Annotated in this window: 16 protein-coding genes and 7 pseudogenes; all 23 read left to right on the plus strand. The window is 42.8% G+C overall.

What is annotated here, in order from left to right; genetic code table 11:
• Positions 1-202: 202 nt before the first annotated feature.
• The 23 genes and pseudogenes from rpmJ (at position 203) to JCM10519_RS17915 (ending at position 17,663) form a co-directional block, all read left to right on the plus strand.
• Positions 203-316, plus strand: coding sequence for a 50S ribosomal protein L36 (gene rpmJ, locus JCM10519_RS31435; protein WP_003497809.1), 114 nt, complete (start codon positions 203-205; stop codon positions 314-316).
• A gap of 27 nt (positions 317-343) precedes the next feature.
• Positions 344-710, plus strand: a pseudogene (gene rpsM, locus JCM10519_RS17810) (30S ribosomal protein S13).
• A gap of 107 nt (positions 711-817) precedes the next feature.
• Positions 818-1,219 (plus strand): 30S ribosomal protein S11, encoded by a 402-nt coding sequence (gene rpsK, locus JCM10519_RS17815; RefSeq protein ID WP_024834894.1) that lies wholly within the window; start codon positions 818-820, stop codon positions 1,217-1,219.
• A 16-nt stretch (positions 1,220-1,235) separates the two neighbouring features.
• Positions 1,236-1,829: pseudogene (gene rpsD, locus JCM10519_RS17820) on the plus strand (30S ribosomal protein S4).
• 104 nt (positions 1,830-1,933) lie between these two features.
• The gene (locus JCM10519_RS17825) at positions 1,934-2,902 is read left to right on the plus strand and encodes a DNA-directed RNA polymerase subunit alpha (RefSeq protein WP_054740818.1); all 969 of its coding nucleotides are present in this window, start codon (positions 1,934-1,936) and stop codon (positions 2,900-2,902) included.
• 98 nt (positions 2,903-3,000) lie between these two features.
• Positions 3,001-3,536, plus strand: a pseudogene (locus JCM10519_RS17830) (L17 family ribosomal protein).
• Between the two features lie 312 nt (positions 3,537-3,848).
• Positions 3,849-5,075: a cell wall-binding protein gene (locus JCM10519_RS17835; protein WP_054740819.1), complete on the plus strand. Its 1,227-nt coding sequence runs from the start codon at positions 3,849-3,851 to the stop codon at positions 5,073-5,075.
• A gap of 24 nt (positions 5,076-5,099) precedes the next feature.
• Positions 5,100-5,837: a hypothetical protein gene (locus JCM10519_RS17840; protein WP_347844642.1), complete on the plus strand. Its 738-nt coding sequence runs from the start codon at positions 5,100-5,102 to the stop codon at positions 5,835-5,837.
• Positions 5,834-6,124 (plus strand): hypothetical protein, encoded by a 291-nt coding sequence (locus tag JCM10519_RS31440; protein ID WP_347844643.1) that lies wholly within the window; start codon positions 5,834-5,836, stop codon positions 6,122-6,124. The genes JCM10519_RS17840 and JCM10519_RS31440 overlap by 4 nt, the downstream gene beginning before the upstream one ends.
• Before the next feature lie 210 nt (positions 6,125-6,334).
• A complete protein-coding gene (locus JCM10519_RS17845; RefSeq protein ID WP_054740821.1) occupies positions 6,335-7,240 on the plus strand; it encodes an energy-coupling factor transporter ATPase in 906 nt (301 codons plus the stop codon).
• Complete coding sequence (locus tag JCM10519_RS17850) at positions 7,230-8,078, plus strand: energy-coupling factor transporter ATPase (protein WP_054740823.1); 849 nt, start codon at positions 7,230-7,232, stop codon at positions 8,076-8,078. Before JCM10519_RS17845 ends, JCM10519_RS17850 begins: the two co-directional genes overlap by 11 nt.
• Before the next feature lie 13 nt (positions 8,079-8,091).
• Positions 8,092-8,891: pseudogene (locus tag JCM10519_RS17855) on the plus strand (energy-coupling factor transporter transmembrane component T).
• A 24-nt stretch (positions 8,892-8,915) separates the two neighbouring features.
• Positions 8,916-9,941 carry a tRNA pseudouridine(38-40) synthase TruA gene (gene truA / locus JCM10519_RS17860; RefSeq protein ID WP_054740825.1) on the plus strand — a complete coding sequence of 342 codons (1,026 nt, stop codon included), beginning with the start codon at positions 8,916-8,918 and terminating at the stop codon, positions 9,939-9,941.
• A gap of 165 nt (positions 9,942-10,106) precedes the next feature.
• Positions 10,107-10,540, plus strand: a pseudogene (gene rplM / locus JCM10519_RS17865) (50S ribosomal protein L13).
• A gap of 28 nt (positions 10,541-10,568) precedes the next feature.
• Positions 10,569-10,962, plus strand: a pseudogene (gene rpsI, locus JCM10519_RS17870) (30S ribosomal protein S9).
• Between the two features lie 342 nt (positions 10,963-11,304).
• Positions 11,305-11,634 (plus strand): type II toxin-antitoxin system RelE/ParE family toxin, encoded by a 330-nt coding sequence (locus JCM10519_RS17875; protein WP_054740831.1) that lies wholly within the window; start codon positions 11,305-11,307, stop codon positions 11,632-11,634.
• An 82-nt stretch (positions 11,635-11,716) separates the two neighbouring features.
• Positions 11,717-12,034 (plus strand): helix-turn-helix domain-containing protein, encoded by a 318-nt coding sequence (locus tag JCM10519_RS17880; RefSeq protein ID WP_054740833.1) that lies wholly within the window; start codon positions 11,717-11,719, stop codon positions 12,032-12,034.
• A gap of 493 nt (positions 12,035-12,527) precedes the next feature.
• Positions 12,528-13,559 carry an L-threonine 3-dehydrogenase gene (gene tdh, locus JCM10519_RS17885; RefSeq protein ID WP_054740955.1) on the plus strand — a complete coding sequence of 344 codons (1,032 nt, stop codon included), beginning with the start codon at positions 12,528-12,530 and terminating at the stop codon, positions 13,557-13,559.
• A 95-nt stretch (positions 13,560-13,654) separates the two neighbouring features.
• Positions 13,655-14,824, plus strand: a pseudogene (locus JCM10519_RS17890) (glycine C-acetyltransferase); the annotation flags it as partial.
• Between the two features lie 153 nt (positions 14,825-14,977).
• Entirely contained in the window at positions 14,978-15,265 is a 288-nt protein-coding gene (locus JCM10519_RS31445; protein WP_347844644.1) for a MarR family transcriptional regulator, read from the plus strand.
• 162 nt (positions 15,266-15,427) lie between these two features.
• On the plus strand, positions 15,428-15,997 hold the full coding sequence (locus tag JCM10519_RS17900; protein WP_054740837.1) for a cyclase family protein: 570 nt from the start codon (positions 15,428-15,430) through the stop codon (positions 15,995-15,997).
• An 802-nt stretch (positions 15,998-16,799) separates the two neighbouring features.
• Positions 16,800-17,192 carry a hypothetical protein gene (locus tag JCM10519_RS31450; RefSeq protein ID WP_347844645.1) on the plus strand — a complete coding sequence of 131 codons (393 nt, stop codon included), beginning with the start codon at positions 16,800-16,802 and terminating at the stop codon, positions 17,190-17,192.
• Positions 17,193-17,411: 219 nt separating this feature from the next.
• Positions 17,412-17,663 carry a hypothetical protein gene (locus JCM10519_RS17915; protein WP_054740840.1) on the plus strand — a complete coding sequence of 84 codons (252 nt, stop codon included), beginning with the start codon at positions 17,412-17,414 and terminating at the stop codon, positions 17,661-17,663.
• Positions 17,664-18,032: the final 369 nt, after the last annotated feature.

Below are 18,032 nucleotides of genomic sequence, written 5' to 3' on the forward strand. Positions count from 1 at the left end.
ATTATGCCCTTACGGGCAGCACTGGTTTTAAGATAAAACACACTGCGGGTATACTCAGAAGGCTCTTTCCAAAAAGAGCTCCATCGCCACCAGGCTCGTAAAAGAGCCGGACGGGTGTGGGAGCGCTTTTGTGCGTAAACGTCTGAAACACAGACGGTAAATGCTCAATGGGAAAGGGCGCATAACGGAAAGGAGAATTGCTGTGAAGGTTAGATCATCAGTCAAACCAATTTGCGAAAAGTGCAAAATCATCAAGAGAAAAGGCAGTATCAGAGTAATCTGTGAAAATCCTAAGCATAAGCAGAGACAAGGTTAAAAAAAATAATGGAGGTGTAATACACAAATGGCTCGTATTTCAGGTGTTGATTTACCAAGAGAAAAACGTGTTGAGATCGGCTTGACCTATATCTACGGTATCGGCAGAACAAGTTCAAACCGCATTCTGACAGAGGCTGGCGTTAGTCCTGATACTCGTGTTAAGGACTTAACAGACGACGAAGTAAAGAGAATTTCAACAGTAATTACTGAATCTCAGATCGTTGAAGGTGATTTACGTAGAGAAATCGCTATGAACATCAAGAGACTTCAGGAAATCGGATGCTACCGTGGAATCCGTCATAGAAAGAGTCTGCCAGTTCGTGGTCAGAAGACAAAGACCAACGCAAGAACTCGTAAGTCCTAGAAAGACTGTAGCAAACAAGAAGAAATAAGCAGGGATAAGAATATCCACACCCAATAACAGCGAATCACGTTACATGTTTTAAAAACAGGAATAACAGGATTCAGATGCAAGTAAAAAGAAGTAGGTTAGTTTAAAATGGCTAAAAAAGTGTCCACTACTAAAAAAGTGACAAAAAAGCGCGTAAAGAAAAACGTTGAACGCGGACAAGCACATATCCAGTCATCTTTTAATAACACGATCGTGACATTAACAGATACACAGGGTAATGCATTATCCTGGGCAAGTGCTGGTGGTCTTGGCTTTAGAGGTTCAAGGAAATCTACTCCATATGCAGCTCAGATGGCGGCAGAAACTGCAACTAAGGCAGCTCTTATACATGGTTTAAAATCAGTAGACGTTATGGTTAAAGGTCCTGGTTCAGGCCGTGAAGCAGCTATTCGTGCACTTCAGGCATGCGGATTAGAGGTAACCAGCATTAAGGATGTAACCCCGGTTCCACATAACGGTTGTCGTCCACCAAAACGTAGAAGAGTCTAATTAGGAGGTAATTACAGTGGCAGTTGATAGAGTTCCTGTTCTTAAAAGATGTAGATCCCTTGGTCTTGATCCAATCTATTTAGGAATAGATAAAAAAATCAAACAGAGAATTAAAAAGAGCTAACAGAAAGATGAGTGAGTACGGCATTCAGCTTAGAGAAAAGCAGAAAGCCAAATTCATCTACGGAGTTCTTGAGAAACCTTTCCGTAACTACTATGCCAAGCTTCCAGAATGAATGGTCTTGTGGGTGAAAACCTGATGATCCTTCTGGAGAGAAGACTCGACAATGTAGTATTCCGTATGGGATTCGGAAGAACAAGAAGAGAGACCAGACAGATGGTTGACCACAAGAGCATTCTTGTAAACGGCAAATGCGTAAACATTCCTTCCTATTTAATTAAGGCTGGAGATGTAGTCGAAGTAAAAGAAAAGTGCAAAGCCAATTCAAGATTCAAAAGTGTTCAGGAAGCAACCGCAGGACGTATGGTTCCGGCATGGCTTGATGTTGACCATGAGAATTTACGTGGTACTGTAAAAGAGTTACCAACAAGAGATGAGATTGATGTTCCGGTGAATGAAATGCTTATCGTCGAGTTGTACTCCAAATAATTGAAAGTCTGTTGATTGAAGCCGGCTTTCGCCCAGGGGTTCCCCCTGGGCAAGGTTTGAGTATAAGACCCTCGATACAAAATACCCAAAAGGAGGGGCTATTAGTGTTCGATTTTGAAAAACCAAACATTGAGATTGCTGAAATCTCAGAAGACAAGAAATATGGCAAGTTTGTAGTTGAACCGCTTGAAAGAGGTTATGGCACGACTTTAGGAAATTCCTTAAGAAGAATCATGCTTTCTTCCTTACCGGGCGCTGCAGTCAGTCAGGTAAAAATCGACGGCGTTTTGCATGAATTCAGTTCTATTCCAGGTGTTAAGGAAGATGTTACTGAGATCATCATGAACATCAAGAGCTTATCTATTAAAAATAACAGCGATACCAACGAAGCAAAGGTTGCATACATTGAGTTTGAAGGCGAAGGCGTAATAACGGCTGCGGACATTCAGGCGGATCCGGATATTGAGGTTATGAATCCGGAGCAGATCATTGCAACACTCAGCGGCGGCACTGACAGCAAATTCTATATGGAACTTACTATCACCAAAGGCCGCGGCTATGTAAGCGCAGACAAGAATAAGAGTGAAGATTTACCGATTGGCGTGATTGCCGTTGATTCTATCTATACACCAGTCGAGCGCGTCAATATGACGGTAGAAAACACCCGAGTAGGTCAGGTTACCGATTATGATAAGCTGACATTAGATGTATTTACAAACGGTACTTCGGCACCGGATGAAGCGGTCAGCCTTGCCGCAAAGGTGCTCAGCGAGCACTTGAACCTGTTTATTGATTTATCCGAGAACGCCAAGACTGCAGAAGTCATGGTGGAAAAAGAGGATAATGAAAAGGAAAAGGTTCTGGAGATGAACATTGATGAACTGGAGCTTTCCGTCCGTTCATACAACTGCCTGAAGAGAGCCGGTATCAATACAGTGGAAGAACTGTGCAACCGTACCTCCGAAGACATGATGAAGGTTCGTAACCTGGGCCGCAAGTCTTTAGAAGAAGTGCTGGCCAAATTAAAAGAGTTAGGCTTGCAGCTTAACCCAAGCGATGATGCCAGTGTATAACTGGACCGCTTGAAGTAGCTGATTTATGGAGATTAAGCACCGGTACAGTAAGTCCGAAGAAGCGTGTACCTGTGTTCCACAAATGGAGGAATATTAAAATGGCAGGATATAGAAAGCTGGGAAGAACTTCCAGCCAGAGAAAAGCATTAATCAGAAGCCAGGTAACTGCATTATTATATAATGGCAAAATCGTGACAACTGAGGCAAGAGCAAAAGAAATCCGCAAGGTGGCTGAAGGCCTCATTGCTTTAGCAGTAAAAGAGAAAGACAACTTTGAGACTGTTAAAGTTACTGCAAAGGTTGCACGTAAAGATAAAGACGGCAAGAGAGTAAAAGAAGTTGTTAACGGCAAGAAAGTTACCGTATACGATGAAGTAGAGAAAGAGATCAAGAAAGACCTTCCTTCCAGACTTCACGCAAGAAGACAGATGTTAAAGGTTCTTTATGATGTAACAGAAGTTCCGGCACAGGCTGCAGGAAGAAAGAAAAATACAAAATCTGTTGATCTGCCAAAAAAACTGTTTGAGGAAGTTGCACCAAAGTACGTATCCCGCAACGGTGGTTACACACGTATCGTTAAGATCGGCCAGCGTAAGGTGACGGAGCTATGGCAGTGGTTCTCGAACTGGTATAATCTGCACGTAAGCAATGAGCAGTGCTGAAGAAAGGTCCGATAAAATTTTCGTTGTGCTTGCACATAAGAAAATCTTATCGGACCTTTCTTCATAGGGCGAATGCCCGTGAGCTTGCATTGCGCCCCATCCCAGTATTGGAACACAGCCAATATCGGGATTTTTTTGTTTTTCTTCTAATCCAAACAGAAATGCAAGAATAAAGAAAGAATATCGTAAGTTGACGGATAATTGCTTTTAGGGATATAATGTCAGTAGTAGAAGTAGATGACTGTTTTGTCAAATTACGTTAATTTATAGTGGGAGGTTTTTTTATGAGACATTTTAAACGGTTGGTTGCTTTGGCTTCTATGGTGAGCCTGCTGGGACTTAGTATCCCATTTGAATCCCTGGCTGCTGTAAAGACCATACCATCAGTGACCATTTACGCAGGACTGGAGGAGATTGACTCAGGAGAGACTCTGCCAGCGGAGAGTAGTTTTGAGACGAATAAAGGAACTGGAAATTACGTTTATACCAATAACGACAGATACGAAGTGACGGATTTGGACTGGGTCACATCTGATACCAAGGAAATGAAGGTTGGTTCCGAACCAAAGATGAAGGTAACTTTAAGAGCCACAAACTCCGATGAATATGCTTTTAAGGGCGGCTATCAGTCCAGTAACGTATCCATTAAGGGAGGAACCTATGTTTCTGCCAGCCGTTCAGGATCAGATACTCTATATGTTACATTTACTTTTAAGCCAATAAAGGGCACTTATGATTCACCGGAGGATGCTTTTTGGAGGGAGTCCGGATACGGCAATGCCAAGTGGAGTTCTGTAGATAATAGTTCAGGCGCCTATGATGTTTATTTGTACCGTGGAAGCAGTGTGGTGAAGAAGGTGGAGAAGCTTAAGGCCACCAGCTACAATTTCTATCCTTATATGACGAAAGCGGGTACCTATAGCTTTAAAGTCCGTACTGTATCATATACGGAAAGCGAGCAGAAGTATGGAAAGAACAGTGACTGGACAGAATCTAACGAAGTATATGTACCTCAGGAAAAGGTATCTGATGGAAGCGGCCAGGATGACAATGCTGCAGCAAACGGGCAGGTTGGCTGGATCAAGACCGGAAACGTCTGGTATTACCGCTATCCTGATGGAACCTATCAGAAGAACAACTGGGCTAAGATCAATAATAAGTGGTATTTATTTGATGCCAACGGCGCTATGGTCACTGGCTGGCAGCAGAGAAATAATGTATGGTATTACTTAAATAACGATGGTGCAATGACGACCGGCTGGATTGTTTCTAATAACAAATGGTATTATTTAAATCCATCTACTACAAGCGGAGTAGAGGGAGCCATGCTCATTGGCTGGATCAATTACAATAACAAATGGTATTATACGGATTCCACCGGAGCCATGCAGGAAGGCTGGAGGCAGGTAGACGGAAACTGGTACTACTTCTATCCAGGAGAGGGCTCAAAAGCTGTCAATACCACAATCAGTGGTTTCCCGGTAGATGGCAACGGTATCTGGCGCAAGTAATAGGAGGAAAGGAAGTAGATATCAATGAAATGGATGCAGGGGAAAGGGAAGTGGCTGGTGCTTTTATGCGCTTTCATGGTTCTTGGAACAGGGATGACTGTACCGGCTTCCGGAAGCTTGAAGATACGCCTTGATCATGGGAGCAGGATCAGTTGGACAGCAGGAATACAGGTCCCGGATGTAACTGTCAACTATTCCGAGGTAAAACCGAAATGGAGCAAGGCGGATGTAGATGATTGGGTTCCCGGTAAGAAGATCACCGGCACCATAACAGTGGACGGTACGTTTACTAGATCTGATTGCACTATTTATGGTGGAAACCTGGTTTCTGTAAAGGCAGAGGATGGGGAAACCGAAATAAAGGTCTCCTACGTTCCGGTAGCAATGCTGGAAAGCCCGGAAAGGGCAGGCTGGAGTGACAGCGCAAAGACGAAGGCTTCCTGGAAAAAGGTTCCTTTTGCATCCAGGTATCAGGTGGTTCTTTATAAGGAAGGCGGCATCTGGATCAAGAGCCTGACCACTTCGTCTACTTCTGTGGACCTTTTGCAGTATATGGAGGGTGGCTATAAATACTACTATACCGTAAAGGCAATCCTAAAGGATTCTTCTGAGGAAGATTATTTAAAAGAAGGAGAAGTGACCACCTCTGATGATTCTGTGGTTCAGGAGCTGGGAGATACTTCAGGAACCTGGCTGAGTATCAGAACGGGAAAAAGTACAGGGGCGAGGACGGCAATTACGTTGTCAGCCAATGGAAGATGATCAGCGGAAAATGGTACTATTTTAATAAGGAAGGCTACGCAGTTGTTGGCTGGCAGTTTATAGGTGACAAATGGTATTATATGGGAGCAAACGCCCAGATGATGATCGGCTGGCAGCAGATAAACGGAAAGTGGTATTATTTAAATGTTGACGGTGACATGGCTATCGGCTGGATCCAGCCTCAGCCTGGAAAATGGTATTATCTCTATAGTGACGGCAGCCTGGCAGTGAATACGAAGGTTGATGGTGTTTACCACATTGACGCTTCCGGGCTCTGGGTTCCGTAATAAAAATGGCACAGATGGCTGCATCTGTGCTGTTTTTTTTACCTGTTTTATTCCTCTTCCTTCGGCAGTAATCCACCAAAACCTTCATTATATTGTCTTGTTATCAATATGAATTTGCAAAAGATTCGCGCCGATGCTTGACTGTTGTGAAATATTCATCTAAAATTATGTGGCATATGATTGTTTGAATTTATCAGAGAAAGGTCTGCTATGGGAATAATAAAAACTTCAAAGCTGATATATGATTATATCAGAAGAGATGAGGAAGAAAATATTGAAGAGATTAAACGTGCCATTGACGGCGTCAGCCTGGATATTAAGGCAGGGCAGTTTGTAGCCATTCTTGGACACAACGGTTCCGGCAAGTCTACCTTTGCAAAGCAGCTGGATGCGATTCTGCTTCCAACGGATGGAACTGTGTGGATTCAGGGAATGGATACCTCCGTGGAAGAGAATTTGTGGGAGGTCCGGAAAAAGACCGGAATGGTATTCCAGAATCCGGACAATCAGATCATCGGAAATATTGTGGAGGAAGACGTAGGATTTGGGCCTGAGAATCTGGGTGTTCCTACGGAAGAGATATGGAAGCGGGTGAATGACAGCCTGGAGAGTGTTGGAATGGCTGCATTTCGTTTAAAGTCCCCCAATAAGCTTTCCGGAGGCCAGAAGCAAAGGGTTGCCATTGCCGGTGTTATGGCAATGCGGCCTCAGTGCATTGTTTTAGACGAGCCTACAGCCATGCTGGATCCTAACGGACGAAAGGAAGTTGTGAAAACGGTCAGGGAATTAAACAGGAAGGAAGGAATCACGGTCCTGCTGATCACCCACTATATGGAGGAGGTCACAGACGCAGACCGGGTCATTGTCATGGACAACGGTAAGGTGGTCATGGACGGAACTCCAAAGGAAATTTTTTCAAGGGTTGAGGAGCTTAAATCCTACCGTCTGGATGTTCCCCAGGTAACAGAGCTTTCCTATGAGCTTCAGAAGAATGGTGTGGACTTACCGGATGGGATACTGACACTGGAAGAACTGATGGAAAATCTTCTGCCAAAGTTCGCAGAGCGCTTCCCCGGAAAGGTGACCCTGGAGAATGGAGTAAAAGATGGCAATTAAAGCAGAGCATTTGAATTATGTTTACGGGCTTGGAACAGCCTTTGAGCAGCGTGCGTTAAAGGACGTGAATCTGGAAATAAAGGATGGGGAATTTGTTGGCCTTATCGGGCACACTGGCTCCGGAAAATCTACCCTGATCCAGCATTTAAACGGATTGATGAAAGCCACTGACGGCGCCATCTATTATAATGGAAGAAACATTTATGAGGAAGGATACAATTTGCGGGCTTTAAGAAGCAAAGTAGGACTTGTATTCCAGTATCCGGAACACCAGCTTTTTGAGATCAATGTATTTACGGATGTTTGCTTTGGGCCAAAGAATCAGGGACTTTCCAGAAAGGATGCCGAGAAACGGGCAAGGGAAGCACTCACTATGGTAGGGCTTGATGAAAGCTTTTATGCCCGTTCGCCCTTTGAGCTTTCCGGAGGACAGAAAAGGCGGGTCGCCATTGCAGGAGTTCTGGCTATGAAGCCGGAGGTACTCATACTGGACGAGCCTACTGCCGGCCTGGACCCAAGGGGAAGGGACGAGATTCTGGACCAGATTGAGCGGCTCCACAAGGAAAGGAATATGACCATAATTCTGGTTTCCCACAGCATGGAGGATATTGCCCGGTATGTGGATCGGATTCTGGTTATGAATCATGGGGAAAAGGTGTTTGATGATACTCCCAAGGAAGTGTTCAAGCATTATAAGGAACTGGAAGCCATTGGTCTTGCAGCGCCTCAGATCACCTATGTGGTCCATTCACTGCGGGATCACGGAGTCCCTGTTGATGATAACATTACAACCGTAGAAGAAGCCAGAGACGAGATTTTACGGCTTCTTGGAAAATAGATCGGGAGATATTATGCTTAAAGATATTACTTTAGGACAGTATTATCCGGTGGACTCAAAGCTGCACAGGCTGGATCCACGGACAAAGCTGTTTGGGACTATGGTTTTTATCATATCCCTTTTTATTGCAAATGATATATGGGCGTATTTGATCGCCACTTTTTTTCTTATCACAGCGATCCGTTTCAGTCAGGTTCCTTTCGGTTCATGGTACGGGGGTTAAAGGCAATTGTGTTTCTGCTGCTCATCAGCGTCAGCTTTAATCTGTTTCTGACTCCGGGAGAGCCCATCTTTCAGTTGGGATTCTTAAAAATGACAAGGGAAGGTGTGAAAACGGCACTCTTCATGGGAGTCCGGCTCATTTACCTGGTGGTGGGTTCTTCCATCATGACCCTTACCACCACACCAAACCAGCTGACCGACGGCCTGGAAAAGAGCCTGGGATTTTTAAAGAAAGTGGGAGTTCCGGTCCATGAAGTATCCATGATGATGTCCATTGCCTTAAGATTTATTCCCATCCTTGTGGAAGAAACCGATAAGATCATGAAGGCTCAGATGGCAAGGGGCGCTGATTTTGAAACAGGGAATCTGATTCAGAAGGCAAAAAATATGATACCTCTTCTGGTTCCCTTATTTATTTCCGCATTCCGCCGCGCCACGGATCTGGCAATGGCCATGGAGGCCAGATGCTACCGGGGAGGAGAGGGAAGGACTAAAATGAAGCCTCTCCGGTACGGAAAACAGGACGGGATCGCCTATCTGGTGTTTCTGGTATATCTGGCTGCTATCGCAGGACTTCGGATCATGGGATAAGGTTCCCATAAAATAGGAGGATGTATGAAACGGGTTAAAATGATTGTGGCCTATGACGGTACCAATTACTGCGGCTGGCAGATCCAGAATAATGGAATCACCATTGAGGAGGTCCTTAATAAGGGGCTGACCTCTCTTTTAAAGGAGCCTATAACCGTAATCGGGGCAAGCAGAACCGATTCTGGGGTTCACTCTGAGGGAAATGTAGCAGTCTTTGATACGGAAAACCGGATGCCTGCCGATAAAATATGCTTTGCCTTAAACCAGAGGCTGCCGGATGATATCCGGATCCTGCAGTCTGAGGAGGTAGCGCCGGATTATCATCCGAGAAAGCAGAACTGCGTTAAAACCTATGAATATAAAATCATGAACCGGAAAATTGAAGTGCCTACCATGAGGCTTTACAGCTATTTCTGTTATTTTCCCCTGGATGTGGAGCGGATGCGGGAAGGCGGGGCTTACCTGGTGGGAGAACATGATTTTAAAAGCTTCTGTACGGCCCGTGGACAGGCGGAAGAAACCGTACGTACCATTTATAGCCTGGACATTGAAAAGACCGGGGATCTCATCACAATCCGCATCAAGGGAAGCGGTTTTCTATACAACATGGTGAGGATCATTGCCGGGACCCTGATGAAGGTCGGCATGGGAGTGTATCCGCCAGCCCATGTGGAAGAGATCCTCGATGCCAGGGACCGGATGGTGGCCGGGCCAAAGGCTGCGGCAAAGGGGCTTACTCTGGTAAGCCTTGATTATGAAAAGGAACTTAAGAAAAAGATCCAGGGAGAGAATAAGGAATGGAGCTATACTCTTTTCCAGGATAAGATTGTTTCGGAAGGAAAGGCCTGGCTTCATATTCACCGGTGCAGGGAAGAGGATTTTGAAAGGCTTTTAATCCGTGTGGTCCATCAGGCGGTGCAAAACGGCGCTAAAACCATATTTGTACAGGACGAGGAAAAGGATGGAAGGATCATTTTGGGAAAGCCCTATGGATTTTATACTTTTCAGGCTGATCCTGAGAACCAGGAGTGGTACGTGACGCAAAAATAAGCCGAAAAACCTTGATTTTATGGGAAAAGAGGTTGACACATCCGGCTGAATGTAATATAATGTATAACTGTGACGTTAGACGAAAATGTTCAGCCAAAGCCCCGGAGTGAGCATTTTGTAATATAGTTATGCTTAAAAACACCATAATTTACAGGAGGTTGTCCAATGAAGACTTTTATGGCTAGTCCAGCAACAATTGAAAGAAAATGGTACGTAGTTGATGCTACAGGATATACATTAGGACGTTTGGCTTCAGAAGTAGCTAAAGTATTAAGAGGTAAAAATAAACCGATCTACACACCGCATATGGATTGCGGCGATTATGTGATCGTTGTAAACGCAGATAAGATTACCGTAACCGGTAAGAAATTAGATCAGAAGATCTACTACAACCACTCTGAATATGTGGGTGGTATGAGAGAAACAACTTTAAGAGAAATGATGCTAAGAAGCCTGAAAAAGTAATTGAACTGGCTGTTAAAGGTATGCTTCCAAAGGGACCTTTAGGTAGAAGCATGATAACAAAACTTCACGTATACGCAGGTGCAGAACATAACAATGCTGCTCAGAAACCAGAAGTTTTAGAGTTCAAATTTTAATCAGAGGCGCTGAAAGGAGGAAGTTATCATGGCTAATGCAAAATTTTACGGAACAGGTAGAAGAAAAAAAATCTATCGCTAGAGTATATTTAGTACCAGGTACAGGTAAGATCACCATCAATAAGAGAGATATTGACCAGTATTTAGGTCTTGAAACATTAAAGCTTGTTGTTCGTCAGCCGTTAGTTGCTACAGAGACAGTTGATAAGTTTGACATTCTTGTAAACGTTCACGGCGGCGGATTCACTGGACAGGCTGGTGCAATCAGACACGGTATCTCAAGAGCTTTACTTCAGGCAGATACAGAGTATCGTCCGATTCTTAAGAAGGCAGGCTTCTTAACAAGAGATCCAAGAATGAAAGAAAGAAAGAAGTACGGCTTAAAAGCAGCTCGTCGTGCTCCACAGTTCTCAAAGCGATAATAAATGCAAATTATTTAAAACAGCGAAGACTCCGAAAGTGCTTATACTTTCGGGGTTTTCTTTATTTTCAGGTAGGTGTGAAATATGATTCTATAAGATATCGGTATTTTATACGCAAGAACAAATATGAGATTTATACATTCGAAGAATAGAGGGCAGGGTAGCAGGGGTATGATGACAACCTAAAAGAAAAGACCGTAAGAAATTATAATAATTCCTTAGTGTGCGATATGATAGTTTTTTATTTGGATCCAATGCGATATTAAAAAAATAACATTAATACTTGAAAATACATCAAATATGATGTAAAGTATAAACATACTAAAGAGAGGTAAATAAAAATTGCAAATTTTTGATTATTGCACAGCAAGCGGAAAGAATTTAATAAAAGAATATTTAAGTAGCTTGCCAGAAGATGAAAGGGTTCAAGGTTATGGTATAAGGCATAAATTGGTTTTATATGGAACTGATGCATTAAATGAACTTAATACCAGACAATTAAGGGGAAAGTTATGTGAAATTAAATTTTCAAAGAATAGAATCATGTATATTCTGGCTGATAAAGATAATATCTATTTTATACATGCTTGCCGAAAACAAAAGGGAAAAGCAGAAAAGTTTGAATTAGAAAAAGCATTGCAGAGAGCGAAGGAGGAAGGTTTTACTGTTTGAGCGGCAGTAAAATCCACCTGCAAAGATAGATTGAATTAGACATAATTATTTGAGGAAAAAGAAAAAAAGGATGTGAACGTAAATGCCAATGGTAAACACGACAAAGGTTATATTAATCGATGAAGCGACAGAAATCAAAGAAATATTAGAAAATAATCCCAAAGCAAAAGAAACATACGAACAATTTGAGGCAGAATGCAATTTAAGACGTGAGTTAGCAAATGCAAGGAAGGAGCAGGATATAACACAGAAAGAATTATGTGAGCGTACAGGTTTAACACAACAGGCAATAAGCCGTATTGAAAAGGATAATGATATAAGTCCAAGCCTTAAAAATTTAATTAAATATGTGAACGCTATCGGGTATGAATTAACTTTGTCACCGAAAAGAAGTAAGTAACATTACGATATTGATAATACGCTTAATTTGACACTCTGCACAAGTTTGTTTAACTATGTTATAAATCTATACAATTCAAAAGTTTACAAATTAGAGTACGGCATTTTCTACTGAGGAAAGTGCCGTACTATTTTTATGTCTAAGGGTAGAATGTTGGCACTTATGAAGTATTGCAACAGGAACGGCTGCAATAAGTTAGCGCCGCAGAGAGTGCGTAATTATGCAGCGAATACCGTGAACAGGATAGCAGAAAATAAAGATATATACATATCATCTTCTTTAGTTTACTTGGCATGGACGAGGTCCTGCAGGCAAATTTCCTAACGAAAATCATAAGAAAAAGGATTGCAATCTACCATCATTCATGCTATTATGTCCCTGAGGGGGAGACATTAAAAGGAAAAGTGTCTGCACAGAAAAGACATTTTTCGTCTCACAAAGACATATAATAAAATGATAAGAAAGGTGGAGGTTTACAATGAAAGAAAGAATGATGTATGCAATTGTAAAAGAACAGGCGGCCAGTGGCCTGGCGCTCAGAGAGGTCCCCATTCCTGTGACAGGGGAAAATGATGTGAAGATCAAGATTCACTACACATCAATCTGCGGTACGGATTTACATATCCACAACTGGGATAAGTGGTCTCAGGAAACTATAAAACCGCCCATGACCATTGGACACGAATTTGTAGGTGAAATCGTGGAGATGGGCAGCCTGGTGAAGGAATTTAAAATCGGCGATATCGTATCGGGAGAGGGGCATATCGTATGTGGGCACTGCCGTAACTGTAAAGCAGGAAAGCGCCATCTCTGTAAAAAAACCGTCGGCGTAGGGGTAAACCGTGACGGAGCATTTGCACAGTATCTGGTGATTCCTCAGACCAATGTCATCATCTGTGAGCCGGGAATTCCCGAGGAATTATGCTCATCCTTTGATCCGCTGGGCAATGCGGTGCATACAGCTTTGTCCTTTGATATGGTGGGAGAGGATGTGCTGATCACAGGAGCCGGTCCTATCGGCATCATGGCTGCGGCGATTTGCCGCCACGTGGGAGCTAAACATGTGGTAATCACGGATGTCAATGATTACCGGCTGAACCTGGTCCGGGAAATCTGCGATGCCCATACTGTCAATGTAGCCAGGGAAAGCTTAGATGATAAGATGCGGGAGCTGCATATCGAGGAGGGCTTTGATATCGGACTTGAGATGTCCGGCAACGGTAAGGCGTTTACTTCCATGATTGACCATATGTACAATGGCGGCAAGATTGCGGTTCTGGGACTTCAGGGAAGCGATACCGTGGTGCCATGGAATAAGATCGTGACGAACTGTCTGCAGCTAAAGGGAATTTATGGAAGAGAAATGTTTGAGACCTGGTATAAGATGATGGCAATGCTAAACAGCGGTCTTGAGATAGAGAAGATTATCACGCACAAATTCGATTTCCGGGAGTTCCAGAAGGGCTTTGACGTAATGAACAGCGGGCAGTGCGGAAAGGTAGTTCTGGACTGGACACAGGTCTGAAAGAGGAAGGGCAGAACAAATTGACAAGGATAAAATTATTCAGCTTGACATAGATAATAAAACATAGGAGAGAGGTAATATGATGAAAAAAAGCATTAAACTATTTTAAAGAAGCGGTGGAGCAGGCCAAAGGAGACGGAACATACAAGGAGGAGCGCATAATCACAACTCCCCAGAGGAGCAGAATCAATACTACGAAGACAGAAAATGTCATCAATATGTGTGCCAACAATTATCTTGGGCTTTCTGACAACCAGGAGATCATAGAAGCTGCCAAAGCTACTTATGATACATGGGGATACGGCTTGTCTTCCGTACGTTTCATCTGCGGAACCCAGGGGATACACAAGGAACTGGAAGCAAAAATCTCATCCTTTCTGGGCATGGATGATACGATTTTGTATTCCTCCTGCTTTGATGCCAACGGAGGCCTGTTTGAGACACTGCTGACGGAAGAAGATGCAGTGATCAGCGATGCATTAAATCATGCCAGCATCATCGATGGCGTGCGTTTATGCAAGGCAAAGCGCTATCGTTATGCCAATAATAATATGGAAGAGTTAGAACAGTGCTTAAAGGATTCCCAGGATGCCAGGATACGTCTGATTGCCACGGACGGTGTATTTTCCATGGACGGCATTGTGGCTGATTTAGAAGCAGTCTGCAATCTGGCTGATAAGTACGACGCGTTGGTGATGGTGGATGACAGCCATGCGGTAGGATTTATGGGGAGGCTTGGCAAGGGCACACCTGAACACTGCGGCGTCATGGGCCGGGTGGATATCATTACCGGTACACTGGGCAAGGCCCTGGGTGGAGCCAGCGGCGGATATACCAGCGCCAGGCAGGAAATCGTGGATTTGCTCCGCCAGAAGAGCAGACCGTATCTGTTTTCCAATACCGTAGCTCCTGCAATCGCCGGCGGGGCCATAAAGACCTTGGAAATTCTGGAGAGGAGCACGGAATACAGGGACCGCGTCCATGAAAATACCCGTTATTTCAGGGAAAAGATAAAAGCGGTGGGATTTGATATTATAGAGAGTGATCATCCGATCGTGGCGATTATGCTGTATGATGCAAAGACGGCTGTGGAATTTGCAGCAAGGATGCTGGAACGTGGCGTATACGTCATTGGCTTCTGCTATCCGGTGGTGCCAAAAGGAAAGGCCAGAATCCGTACCCAGATATCCGCCGCCCATACCAGGGAGGATTTGGATTTTGCAGTAGAATGCTTTAAATGCGTAAAGGAAGAGATGGGGATTTAAGGAACCAATGGGCTGGATTTAAGATTACGATGATAAAATGAAAGCGTAATCAAAATTCAGCTCATTTTTTATTTTGTTTTTTGTTGACTTGACAACAATATTTAACCATGCTATTATATTATTGCTTACCAGGAAACAATAAGGAGATATTAAATGGAGCGGAAAATACTTCAACAGTTTACGCAGCTTTATAACAATCAGGACATGCTTAGCAATCTTATAAATAGTGGTTTAAATTCACGATATAGCAATTCAGAATTACATTGTATTGAAGCGATCGGAAAGCTTGATCACCCAAATGGAGTGCAACTCGCTGCAATTCTCTCTATGACCCGGGGGGCAGTTACGAGACTGGCTAAACGACTGCTGCAGGACGGTCTTATAGAACGTTATGCTCTGCCTGATAATAAAAAAAGAAATTTACTATCGGTTGACCTCTAAAGGAGAGGTCTTGTATAAGGAACATGAGGTTGCTCATATAAAATGGGAAGAACGGGATATTGCCTTTTTATATTCTGTTCCAATGAAGGAACAAGAGGTAATCCTTGACTTTCTGCAAAAGTTTAATAACTACCTGCAAGCGAAAATACAGGAGGAATCATAATGAAATATGACTTAACAACACAAGTGGACCAGCGTTTCATGGATCAGTGGCTCTCCACACAGGAAAACCGCCATTTAGCCACTGGACATGTGGGTACACATTTAGACACCTATGAGAAAAGTGCTGTTCCACTGGATTATATGACCTGCCCAGGCATTCTTTGGGATGTATCAGATATTGCAGAAAACCGTGAAATTTCCCTTTCCGATATTAAAAATTTAAATATACCGGAACATGCATTTCTTCTAATACGCACGGGCCGAAGTGAGAAAGAAAAGTATGGTACACCTGATTATTTTAGGGAACATCCGCAGTTATCTAAGGAGTTGATCCAGTGGCTTTCGAATCAGCCAATTCGTTTTTTGGGAATTGACTGTTCGGGGATACGCCGTGGAGACGAGCATGAGCCTGCTGACAGAATGCTGGAGAAGAATGGAATTTTCGTTATTGAAAATCTTAGTGGTCTTAATCAATTATTAGATTCAGTTGTTTTACAGGTCTATACTCTTTGGTTTGATGATCCGGTTGCTACCGGACTACGATGTAAAGTGGTGGCGGATATTGGTTAAAAATGAACCCTTTATTTAAACTTTCATAAAAGTTATTAAAGACTTAAGGATTGCCAGCAAATCGCAGGATACAAAAAGATTCCGGAGAATTCCTCTCGTGGAATCTTTTTTCGTTTCCGGCCTTTCATTGTGGTCTAGATGGCTGTAAAAACGAGCAACTGGAATATGATTTTTTTCAAAAAGCTGTTTAACCCCCTTCAAACATTTTTAAAAAGCCTTTTACTACCATAACGTTTCCTTTCCTTATTAATTAATATCATGTCATTATGCTTATGTTATAACGGGTAAATTTAGTAAGACAGTATTATAAATGAGCCAATTATCATATTATCTGCCAGAATAGAATCATGACTGTGCTGGAAGAATAAAAGGACAGGCATCTTGGCGCAAATTTTCTGTCATTATAATGTTTCTCCTGTGACATCGCAAGTATGAAGTAAGGTGCAGACGACAGAGGCAAGGTAATACTGCGGTTTAAAATATATTGACAACATCATTTTTAAATGATACAAATAATGTTTATAAGAAAGAAATGCGGATGGCATGCTTAAGGACAAGGAAGTGAATATAATATGAAAAACCCACTAAACTATCAGGTCACGGAATACGACTGCGGCCCGACCACATTACTTAATGCAATGAGCTATCTCTTCACCAGAGAAGAAATTCCGCCGGATATCATCAAACATATTATGCTTTTTTTGTCTCGATTCCTATAATGCGAAGGGGGAGTTTGGGAAAAACGGAACCTCCCGTATGGCGATGATGTTTTTTTAGCAACTGGATCAACCAGTTCGGCAAAATGAAAAAGTTTCCGGTTCAAAGCGAATATCTGACTGGAGACGAAGTGTTTATGGGGGAAAACAGCAAGGTCATGTATGGCCTGCAGCAGGGCGGAGTTGTGGTGGCGAGGGTGATGTATGGCTGCTGGCACTATGTATTGCTGACAGGAGCCGATGACCAGAACGTTTATTTGTTTGATCCTTATTTCAGAAAGAAACCTTTTAAGCAAAAAGGATTGGAGCTGATCACGGATATGCCTTACCAAAGGAACCGGTGCGTACCATGGGAAATGTTTAATGACACAGGAAAAGGCACTTATGCCCTTGGACCCAGGGAAACAAGAGAAGCTGTTATCATTTTTAATAGAGTGACACAGAAGAAACCGGCGGATACCATTGAGTATTTTATTTGACAAAATAAGCTCTGTGTGGATAGAATATTTTAGGGACCCCATTGGTAAATTTATTTGCTCGTGTGGTTCTATTTTTTTTACCTATGGGGGAAAGGGAAACATTAAACTTTGATCTCTGTTTCCAAGAGATATTAACAGGCTGACTCCATAATATCATGGAATGTTTCGGAGGCGTTGGGAAGACCATGGCTTTCATGAGGAGGGCGGAGAATCCATAGCATGGTGCAGGACAGGAATGTGACAGCATTAAAGAAGATACTTCAAAAGAATGACGGCAGGAATGTTGTCATCGGCACCCATGGAACAGCACTCAGCAGTATTTCAAATCATTATGATTCAGGCTTTAACTGTGATTCTTTCCTGTGCATTCTGGATTGGATGCCATATATCATAGAGCTTGATTTTGAAAACGGAACATGTACGGATAAAATAGAGCATTTGCATATAAAAAAGGAATTTATGAGAAAATAGAAAATGGATATAAAACAATGATTTTTTGATCCATCCATAATTTTCCTGAAATTATCACCTTCCCCATGAATGGTATGGTAAGGAAGAAGAAAAAGTATTATAATAATAGCTGTAATATAATCACCTGAATTGAAAGAATCACAGCACTACAAAGTAAATCAAAACATACTTGCGGGAGGTATATTATGCAGACATTTAAGCAGTTGTATGAAAGTATGGTAAAGTCCGTATTGAATAATGATTCGGATCCTGAGAAGGACTTAGAAACCTCATATGATCCTCATCATCTGGACTGTCTTTTGAATCCGAAGAAGCACCCGGTAGTGATCCGCACCGGAACCTGCAACTGTTCCAAAGAGGAACGGGAGG

Source organism: Clostridium sp. NkU-1 (assembly GCA_001312405.1).